Annotated in this window: 14 protein-coding genes; 13 read left to right on the forward strand and 1 reads right to left on the reverse strand. The window is 31.2% G+C overall.

All coding sequences use genetic code 11. From position 1 onward, the window contains the following. Nucleotides 1-87: 87 nt before the first annotated feature. The 5 genes from IJQ68_RS05500 to IJQ68_RS05520 all read left to right on the forward strand — a co-directional run bounded on the left by IJQ68_RS05500 (nucleotide 88) and on the right by IJQ68_RS05520 (nucleotide 4,590). Nucleotides 88-1,293: a hypothetical protein gene (locus tag IJQ68_RS05500; RefSeq protein WP_292798008.1), complete on the forward strand. Its 1,206-nt coding sequence runs from the start codon at nucleotides 88-90 to the stop codon at nucleotides 1,291-1,293. Between the two features lie 108 nt (nucleotides 1,294-1,401). Beyond that, nucleotides 1,402-2,487 carry a M48 family metallopeptidase gene (locus tag IJQ68_RS05505; protein ID WP_292798011.1) on the forward strand — a complete coding sequence of 362 codons (1,086 nt, stop codon included), beginning with the start codon at nucleotides 1,402-1,404 and terminating at the stop codon, nucleotides 2,485-2,487. Between the two features lie 320 nt (nucleotides 2,488-2,807). Next, entirely contained in the window at nucleotides 2,808-4,040 is a 1,233-nt protein-coding gene (locus tag IJQ68_RS05510; RefSeq protein ID WP_292798014.1) for a hypothetical protein, read from the forward strand. Between the two features lie 53 nt (nucleotides 4,041-4,093). Continuing rightward, nucleotides 4,094-4,345 (forward strand): hypothetical protein, encoded by a 252-nt coding sequence (locus IJQ68_RS05515; protein ID WP_292798017.1) that lies wholly within the window; start codon nucleotides 4,094-4,096, stop codon nucleotides 4,343-4,345. After that, nucleotides 4,339-4,590: a type II toxin-antitoxin system RelE/ParE family toxin gene (locus IJQ68_RS05520; protein ID WP_292798020.1), complete on the forward strand. Its 252-nt coding sequence runs from the start codon at nucleotides 4,339-4,341 to the stop codon at nucleotides 4,588-4,590. The genes IJQ68_RS05515 and IJQ68_RS05520 overlap by 7 nt, the downstream gene beginning before the upstream one ends. Nucleotides 4,591-4,888: 298 nt before the next feature. Here IJQ68_RS05520 and IJQ68_RS05525 read toward each other — a convergent pair whose 3' ends face one another. Continuing rightward, entirely contained in the window at nucleotides 4,889-5,062 is a 174-nt protein-coding gene (locus tag IJQ68_RS05525; RefSeq protein WP_292798022.1) for an AbrB/MazE/SpoVT family DNA-binding domain-containing protein, read from the reverse strand. 203 nt (nucleotides 5,063-5,265) lie between these two features. Between IJQ68_RS05525 and IJQ68_RS05530 the strand changes: the two genes are divergently transcribed. Genes IJQ68_RS05530 through IJQ68_RS05565 form a run of 8 tightly spaced genes read left to right on the forward strand, consistent with a single transcriptional unit; the run spans nucleotide 5,266 to nucleotide 8,278 of the window. Then, nucleotides 5,266-5,445, forward strand: a complete 180-nt coding sequence (locus IJQ68_RS05530) for a hypothetical protein (RefSeq protein WP_292798024.1) — start codon at nucleotides 5,266-5,268, stop codon at nucleotides 5,443-5,445. Next, nucleotides 5,438-5,893 (forward strand): hypothetical protein, encoded by a 456-nt coding sequence (locus IJQ68_RS05535; protein ID WP_292798026.1) that lies wholly within the window; start codon nucleotides 5,438-5,440, stop codon nucleotides 5,891-5,893. The genes IJQ68_RS05530 and IJQ68_RS05535 overlap by 8 nt, the downstream gene beginning before the upstream one ends. Continuing rightward, nucleotides 5,890-6,195, forward strand: a complete 306-nt coding sequence (locus tag IJQ68_RS05540; protein WP_292798028.1) for a hypothetical protein — start codon at nucleotides 5,890-5,892, stop codon at nucleotides 6,193-6,195. Before IJQ68_RS05535 ends, IJQ68_RS05540 begins: the two co-directional genes overlap by 4 nt. After that, entirely contained in the window at nucleotides 6,180-6,449 is a 270-nt protein-coding gene (locus IJQ68_RS05545) for a hypothetical protein (RefSeq protein WP_292798030.1), read from the forward strand. The genes IJQ68_RS05540 and IJQ68_RS05545 overlap by 16 nt, the downstream gene beginning before the upstream one ends. After that, nucleotides 6,450-6,875, forward strand: a complete 426-nt coding sequence (locus IJQ68_RS05550; protein WP_292798032.1) for a hypothetical protein — start codon at nucleotides 6,450-6,452, stop codon at nucleotides 6,873-6,875. Beyond that, the gene (locus IJQ68_RS05555; protein WP_292798035.1) at nucleotides 6,872-7,522 is read left to right on the forward strand and encodes an ERF family protein; all 651 of its coding nucleotides are present in this window, start codon (nucleotides 6,872-6,874) and stop codon (nucleotides 7,520-7,522) included. Before IJQ68_RS05550 ends, IJQ68_RS05555 begins: the two co-directional genes overlap by 4 nt. A 1-nt stretch (nucleotide 7,523) precedes the next feature. Then, the gene (locus IJQ68_RS05560) at nucleotides 7,524-7,778 is read left to right on the forward strand and encodes a hypothetical protein (RefSeq protein WP_292798038.1); all 255 of its coding nucleotides are present in this window, start codon (nucleotides 7,524-7,526) and stop codon (nucleotides 7,776-7,778) included. Further along, complete coding sequence (locus IJQ68_RS05565) at nucleotides 7,775-8,278, forward strand: hypothetical protein (RefSeq protein ID WP_292798041.1); 504 nt, start codon at nucleotides 7,775-7,777, stop codon at nucleotides 8,276-8,278. The genes IJQ68_RS05560 and IJQ68_RS05565 overlap by 4 nt, the downstream gene beginning before the upstream one ends. The last annotated feature ends 107 nt before the right edge of the window (nucleotides 8,279-8,385 follow it).

Consider the following 8,385-nt stretch of genomic DNA (forward strand, 5'->3'; position numbering starts at 1 on the left):
ACTAAATGTTAGTCCCAAAAATAACCATCAAAAAATACTGTTCAAATGCTCTCTCACACAAAAGCAAAATATACAGTAGTGATATAAATGAAAAATATGAAAACCACAAACCAAATCCTAAATGAAATATTCAGAGAACGTAACTCATCTGAAAACACACAAAAATCATATGCAAGAAGTGTCAATCAGTTTGAGATATACTTCGAACAACATTTAGGTGAAATATTAATCATTGCAGAAACAGAAGAAGACCAGGGAATACCTTGGAGAAAATCAACACTCAGACAATATCTGATAGAATTTAGAAGTTACCTATACAACAAATACAAATCAAAAACAGCCAAACTATATTTGACATTAATAATATCTATCTTTAGACATTATGAATTCGTAATTCCTAAATTACCGAGATTTTCAGAAGACATTGAAGTAATACCAATATTGCCTGAAGACATTCCTGATAGGGAAATGTTACAAAAATGTCTTGATGTAAGTCCACAAATAGTTGCAGTATTTGCATTATTCACATCAAGTTCAGGAATGAGCAGACGTGATGCACTAAACCTGAAAGTGAAAGATTACCTGAAAGCCACAAAAGAATATCATGATAATATGGACAATGTTTCAGCTGCCATAAAAGAGATGAATGAATGTGGCATGGATATTATTCCTGTTTTTGAACATTTGGTTAGACAAAAGACAGGTTTGCCTTATTTTACTTTTGCTAGCCCAGAAGCTGCTGAAGCAATTAATAATTATCTGATTAGCAGAAAGGTCCTTGTTTATGATGAAACAGGGAAAGTCACTGGTGCAAGAGATGTCACTCCGGAAGATGATTTGTTTGATGTGTCTTATCAGTGGATTGGTGATCTGTTTGAAGAAATTAATACAAAACTTTCACTGGGTAAGGCTGGAAGGTATAACAGGTTTACTATACATATGATGAGGAGGTATCATGCAACTCAGTTACATGCTGCGGGAATGAGTGAAGATAAGATTAATCTTCTGCAGGGTAGAACACCAAAGAGTGTGATTCATGAGTCATATATTCGTGTAAAAGTGGAAGATTTGAAACAGGAGTACATTGATTGCTTGCCATATATAGTGATTAGTGAAGTTGATAAGGTTCGCACTAAGTTGGATGTTGAAATTGAGAAAAATATCAAATTGGAAACTGAATTGACAAATAAGAAGCAGGAAATTGAATCAATGAATGATAGATTATCTGCTATTGAGAATATGATTTATGCAAATGATGGATTAGTAAGAGTGGTTGATAGGTTTAAGAAATAATTTATTGAAGAAAATTTATTTAAATGTCTTGTTATAAAAATAGTACTAACTTATTATGAATAGATGCATAATATGTTTAAATAATAATTAAATGAGAGGTTTTAAAAAATGGAAATAAGACAAATGATTGGAATTTTAGTAATTATTATAGGAATAATTGCTTCATTATTTTATATTCCAATAATAGGGTTTATTATATTAATTGCTGGTTTATTAATTCTGGAAGAAAATAGATTGAGTATGTTTTTAATTTCTATAGGATTTTTAATCACAATACTTACTTGGTCATTTATTGGTTTGATAATTTTAGCAGTGGGTATTGTTTTACTTGTAAAAAATATTTATGCTCCTAAAAAAATTACAAACAATGTGAATGTATCTAATGTTCCTCAAAAAGTCACATCCAAGGATGGTAGAAGTAATGTTAATCCATTCACAGGTAAGAAACATTATGACCGTGTGAATGATGATGAGTTTTTACAACAGTCTTATCAGCAGTATTATTCTGTTATTAATCAGTCTCAAATTTTTGATGAGACTCCCTATGGTCAGTCTATGTCTAAGGTTGCGTCTAGTTTGATTCATGCTGTTGAAAATCATTTGGCTACTATTGGTAGGAGTGATTATACTAAAAATTATTATGATTGGGAGTTTCATTTAATTGGTAATGATTCTGTTAATGCTTTTTGTATGCCTGGTGGTAAAATTGTTGTGTTTTCAGGATTGGCTACAGTAACTGATACTGAAGATGAATTGGCTTTTATTTTAGGTCATGAAATGGCCCATGCTTTATTGGATCATTCAAGGACTAAGATTAGTGCTCAAAAGACTAAAAATCGTTTGGCTACTGGTGCTCGTTTGGGTAGTGTTGCTTTGAGTTTGGCGGGTTTTGGTACTGCTGCTAGTGCTACTAGGTTGGCTACTAATGTTGCTGATATTGGTTCTGAGTATTTTTTAATGAAGCCTTGGGGTAGAGATCAGGAGTTGGAAGCTGATAAGTTAGGTATGATGATTGTTCATTGGGCAGGTTATGATATTTCTGGGGTTCCTAGTTTTTGGGAGAAAATGAGTAATGGTAAACAGACGGATTTCTTTTCTACACATCCTGCTGATAAAAAAAGGATTAAGAATATGAAATCTTTATTGGTTGAAATTGAAAATGATAAAGATTTTAGTTCTGGACCTGTTTTATAGGTTTATTTTTTTTAAGGTCATTTTTTCATGATGACCTTTATTTTTTCTTTTTGTGTGGATGTATATTTTTTACTATTTTTTGTTGAACACTGAAATTAAAAACACATGCGATTCATTTTTTCGCTATGAACAATTAAGTATTATTATTATTATTTTAGTGAATATTATTCATTTTAAGTTAATAAAAAGCTTTAAATATATAATAAAACTAATATATGATTGAAGATAAAAAACTTGCTATTATTATTAAAATTATATTTAAGTAGGTTTGATAGAATATTAAATTATAATATATTAGTAAAAAGGAGATTTTAATAAAAATGACATCTGAAATTTTGATATTAACCCCTAGTGCTATAGCATTAGCTACAGATAGTGCAGTAACAGTGGGAGGTAGAAAAACATACAATGGTGTGAATAAATTATTCATGTTATCTAATGATCCCCCAATGGGAATTATGACATATAATTTAGCTAATTTCTCACATATGCCTTTAGAAACAATAATTAAAGAGTTTAGACATGAAATTACAAATGATTTTAAAACAGTTTCAGACTTTAAATATGGGTTTGAAGAGTTTTTAAAGAAATTACTTGATAATCCAGAACATACGTTATCTTTTCATCAAATATTGTCTAAATTTGTTAATGAAATAAAAAAAGAGCTTGAAAATGTGAGTACATCAACATTTGAGAATATTGTGAATAATATGGCTATGAATTTTGATCATGGTGGTTTAAATGATTATTATAATGATATTCTAAAAAATGTAAATCAAAATGAAAATGAATTAATTAATTTAATCCCCGAATATATGGATGAAAATAAAAAGAATGAATTTTTAGAAAATTTAAAAAAATTCTTCATTGCAAATGCATTTATTGAACCATACACTGGGATTGTTATTACAGGATTTGATGATGACAGATTATTTCCATCATTAGTGGAGTTTAACATTACTTATTTATACGATAAAAAATTTATTTTAAAAACTATTGAAAAAGAAGATACTGATGGAAAAATTGTTGATAAAATAAATATTAAAGGAAGTCAAGTATATGTTCAGCCATTAGCACAAAGTGATGTTATAAATACATTTTTAGTTAGTATTGATGATTATGCAGAAAATGAAATTGTTAATTATTTTGAAAAGATACATGATGATTATCTTAATAATCTTGAAAATGCAATAAAAACAAATCCAAATCTTAAAGATAAACAAGATGAAGTTTTAAAAGAAATTTCTAAAATTTACATGGGTAATAAATTATTATCTGATAATTTCAAAAACTTTATTAATACGTTAAAATTTAATCATTCACTACCAATATTGGAATCTATTGCAGCATTACCTAAAGAAGAGTTAAGTAATTTAGCAGAGTCTTTAATTAATATCACATCTTTAAAACGTAAAGTTCAAACAGATTTGGAAAGTGTTGGTGGACCTGTTGATGTTGCTATTATCACTAAGGGGGATGGTTTCATCTGGACTAAACGTAAACATTATTTTGATGGAGAGTTGAATCCTCAATTTTTTAAAAGGAATAAATAAAATATTTAATATTTGAAATTTATATTAATAATTAAAGAGATAGGAGTGGGATAATGAATAGAATATTACAAGCTAGAAATGATATTCTTGTTGAAGAGGTACATGAAATTCCTATGGATTTTGGCAAAACCCAAGCTCAAAAAGACCTTAATCAATTTGAAGAAAATCTCATTGAACTATTCAATAGTGATGAAGAGGATTTAATTTTTGAGCAAAGAACTCGTGAAGCATTGGAACGTGTTGAAAATAGAGGCATCAAAGGAATGACTGAAAGTCAGTTTCTAGATGAGTTAGATTCATGGTAGAATATACGATAGATTATGATGATAAATTTAAGAAAACTATTAAAAAATTAGATCAGTCAGTTAAGATAAAAGTTAAGAAACAGATTAAGAAAATTGTTGATGATCCTAAAATTGGTAAACCTATGAGAAATGTTCGTAAAGGAACGAGGGAGGTTTATGTGAAGCCTTATAGGTTGTCTTATTATTATAGTGAGGATAAAAAGTTAATTGTTTTTTTAGATTTTTATCATAAGGATAAACAATAAGGAATTCATAGTTTTTTGAGTGATTTTTGTGGATTAGAAAAGAGTGAATATAAATATTTTGTAAATCGTAGAAAGCAAGGGTCGACGGATGCTGCAACATCCTCACCTTGCCCATAACGGTTACATAAAAAACAAGTACCTGCGAAGATAAAATGTCTTTTGTAACCTATTGTAATATATGGTTAAAATGCTATATAACTTTTTGTGATATAGTCGCTGGTGTAAAGCGTGGTTATAATGTCCTAGCGAAAGCTATCGGCGATTTATGGTTAATCACATTTAAAAATTTTTTAAAATTTTACTCTTTTTTCTTCACTGTAACTTTAAGTTCATCATTTTCTGCTGATACAGTCCATAATATTTTATCTTTAGGTGAAAGATTCAATGCTTTTACAATTTCTCCAGGAATTGTTGTCCTTAAAGATTTTGAATGTGGTGCTTGTAAATTTGCAGTTGATTCTGATTCAAACAATTTCATACCTCCATATTTGTTATTTGTTATTAATATATTTGTTAATCTATCATATATAGATTACCTATTTATATTTTATATGTAGTCAATTTATAGTATACATTTATATATTAGTATAAACTAATACATAATCAAGAAGGAAAAACCTTCATGAGCTGCAACTCATGATAAACTTTTCTTCAAAATCCTGCGAAGGTAATAAAATGTCAGAGATATTAGAGATACAACAACCCAACTTAGGGTTAAATAAAATAAACGATATCCCTCACTATCCAAAATTTGAGGAGATAATCGACGAATTAACTCATAGTCAACTAGTCGCAATGGCTAAAGCATACTATGAAGTAGTAGTTGAACTAAAAGGTGGTGTCATCGATGAATAAACACTACCATACTGATTTTGAAACACTACGTGTTCCACAATTAGAAAACATCTACAACGGAATCAACCACCGAGTAGAAGAACTTCAGGAAAAAATGTGCAGTGACATGGGCAGATCATCATACTATGATATCCTACCACGCAACTTCAACATCATACCTGAAATACAAAAATGCAGTCTACACGACAAAAAATTACTTGAAGAGTTAACTGCAAAAAGATTCGACTGCTTCTGGACAATACAAAGAAAAAAAGCAGAATCAAACGGAACACTCGAACAATATTATGCAGAATACAAATTCTACACTTTATACAATAGAATGAACGATGAACAAATAAATGAATTATTCATCCGAGCAGAAGCATACTGCAATCAAAGGATGACAACTCATAAAATCATCCAATGCATAATGGAAGCACCTAATTTCCTAGAGGAAGTGATGGTATGAACACTATAGAATCTAAAGTAGAACATTTATTCTACGAAAAAGATATCTGTGTCAACTGTACTGACAGACCATGGTACAATAACGCATGGGGCTCAAATATTACCACTTATGGTATTGAGGTACATAAAACAGATGCCGAATATGTAATGTCTGTATTAACTAGATTAGGTATTGATTTCAAAGTACGTGATGCTAGATTCGTTAATAGTAAAGGATGCTGGACTCATAAATCTTTCAAGTTTCTAGAAATCCCTAATCATGAAAAAGCATACTCTATAATTGCGGGATGTGGTTCAGCATGATTAATCTTTTTAAGAAAAACATCAATCAAGCAAAACATCCCTTAAGTCCAGCCGAACCAACACATCGCAAATGGACAATTTACGATGAACTCGAAGACATCTGGACATGTAACAAAACAGCTATAGGATTATTAATAGTGGCAATTTGCATTAGCATATTAATATTCATGATTGGTTATGCAGCAGCAACAGGACACCTACACTTCCTATCAACTGAAGCAAACGTCTATGAACATCTCAGCGAGGTGATCTAGATGCACGCATATTGGAAAAACTACAGTGAAATGCATTCCCTGGAATTTGATAATAAAAATTCCGAATGCGGATCATGCACATTAAGCGAATGCGGCTATTACTACAATCAATGCCCAATGCAGGGCGGAAAATTCATAGTAACAAACGCATTCAGTGGAAACATGATAAACATTGAAAAATACTCCACCAAAGTATCTAAAATATCTGAAGAAGAATTCCTGGAACTAATACAAAACGCTGAAAGCAATATCAGCCATCCGGGAATTGCACGCAGATACAATTTAAAATTAAATCCGGGCAAAATCAACTTAGTTCCTGGAGATGAACTGGTGGTAGTATACATTCATGGTGGTAAATTACCAGCGAATGGTAAGTTGCCATGGAATGTGAATTTAAGCTTTGAACATATTAGGGTGATTGTATGAGTATTCATAGAAGATTAGCCGAGATACATAAAAATTTAATGAACATTAAAATCCCGAAAACAGGTTATAATCCACATAAAAAATTCAGTTATCATGAATTGGAAGATATAATGCCTTATGTGATTGAGGAATGTTATAATCATGAAATCACATTAGAATTCACTTTTGTGGAAAACACTGCTATTCTTAAATTGGTGGATTGGAATGATGATAAGAAATACATTCCTTTCAGAATTAATGTCCCGGAGTTAATTGTTCCTGAGAAAAATCCTAACAATAAACTAATACAGGATACGGGTGCTAATGTAAGTTACCTTCAAAGGTATCTTCTTAAATTAGCATTCCCATGTATCAGTGATAAGGATATTATTGATTCAATGGATTCAGAGGGTAATGATGATGTTAGCTCAGCAAAAAAACATAACACTGAATCCAAAAAAGAATCTGCATCTAAAGAAGTTAAAGTGGATGTTAATGTTCCAGCGTTAATTGTTCAGGCGAAAAAGATTTTGAAAAGCAAAGGTGTAGATGAAAATGATATTACTTTGAAAGCATTAAAATCACAGGTTCTCAGGATGCAGTCCTGGACTGTCCCGGAACGTCGTGTGATTTTACAATACTTTAAAGAGAAAAAAGAGGGTGCATAGGATGAGCACCCTTACTATTTATCCTACTACAGTTGAAACGTTACTGGCTGATAGTGAAGGATTCATTTTCCAGGTCATAGGTTCTCATGGAGATATCTATATTGTAGGGTATGATTATGTGGATGGTTGGTTCTGTCCATGTCCTGATCATATTTATCGCAGACGGGAGTGTAAGCATATTCGTGCATGCAAAAATGAGTTGGATTTGAATCATATTTGTGTGAGTGATGATTTGTTCTGTGAGGTGACAGCATGAGTGACCCGAAGGATCAGAAGGTTTCTGCTAGAATTTCTTCTAAGACTAAAGCTTTGGCTAAAAAAAGTAGAAGGAGTTATGGTGATTTGATTGATATTGGTGCTAGGCATGTGTTAAGTGAGTTGAATACTTTGAAGATTGAAAGGGATTTTCTTAATGAGGAGATTGAGCATGATAAGTATCTTTTGATTAAGAAGGAGAAGAGGTTGGATGAGATGGATGCTCGTATTTTTGAGTTAAGTCCTAAGGATTGTGAGAATATTGAGTTGTCTAATAAGATGATTAGTGATGCTGCTCAGGATTATGCTGATTTGATTTATCGTAGTCATGGTGATGAGTCTTTGCAGTTGGTTATGGGTAAGGAGTTGTATCAGAATAGTATTAAGCGTGAGGCTAAGGATAATGGTTATTCTCCTAATTTGTTTTTGAATGAGGTGATTAAGAAGTTGGATGCATTATGTCCTACATGTGTGTCCGACACTGGCGAAGGTATTGTATGAGAATTTGTCCTACAGCCACACATATATGTCCTACATTTTCGTTATTATTACGATTTTTTATGTAGGACACTTGTGTAGGACATTATTATTATATTATTATATTATTA

Origin of the sequence: Methanobrevibacter sp. (assembly GCF_017447225.1) — an archaeon.
Lineage (GTDB): Archaea > Methanobacteriota > Methanobacteria > Methanobacteriales > Methanobacteriaceae > Methanocatella.

Excerpts from the sequence above, each read along its gene's own strand:
- IJQ68_RS05530 (WP_292798024.1), top strand. The coding sequence starts at position 5,266 with ATGTCAGAGATATTAGAGATACAACAACCCAACTTAGGGTTAAATAAA.
- IJQ68_RS05540 (WP_292798028.1), top strand. The coding sequence starts at position 5,890 with ATGAACACTATAGAATCTAAAGTAGAACATTTATTCTACGAAAAAGAT.
- IJQ68_RS05550 (WP_292798032.1), top strand. The coding sequence starts at position 6,450 with ATGCACGCATATTGGAAAAACTACAGTGAAATGCATTCCCTGGAATTT.
- IJQ68_RS05505 (WP_292798011.1), top strand. The coding sequence starts at position 1,402 with ATGGAAATAAGACAAATGATTGGAATTTTAGTAATTATTATAGGAATA.
- IJQ68_RS05565 (WP_292798041.1), top strand. The coding sequence starts at position 7,775 with ATGAGTGACCCGAAGGATCAGAAGGTTTCTGCTAGAATTTCTTCTAAG.
- IJQ68_RS05520 (WP_292798020.1), top strand. The coding sequence starts at position 4,339 with ATGGTAGAATATACGATAGATTATGATGATAAATTTAAGAAAACTATT.
- IJQ68_RS05555 (WP_292798035.1), top strand. The coding sequence starts at position 6,872 with ATGAGTATTCATAGAAGATTAGCCGAGATACATAAAAATTTAATGAAC.
- IJQ68_RS05515 (WP_292798017.1), top strand. The coding sequence starts at position 4,094 with ATGAATAGAATATTACAAGCTAGAAATGATATTCTTGTTGAAGAGGTA.
- IJQ68_RS05510 (WP_292798014.1), top strand. The coding sequence starts at position 2,808 with ATGACATCTGAAATTTTGATATTAACCCCTAGTGCTATAGCATTAGCT.
- IJQ68_RS05545 (WP_292798030.1), top strand. The coding sequence starts at position 6,180 with ATGTGGTTCAGCATGATTAATCTTTTTAAGAAAAACATCAATCAAGCA.
- IJQ68_RS05560 (WP_292798038.1), top strand. The coding sequence starts at position 7,524 with ATGAGCACCCTTACTATTTATCCTACTACAGTTGAAACGTTACTGGCT.
- IJQ68_RS05535 (WP_292798026.1), top strand. The coding sequence starts at position 5,438 with ATGAATAAACACTACCATACTGATTTTGAAACACTACGTGTTCCACAA.
- IJQ68_RS05500 (WP_292798008.1), top strand. The coding sequence starts at position 88 with ATGAAAAATATGAAAACCACAAACCAAATCCTAAATGAAATATTCAGA.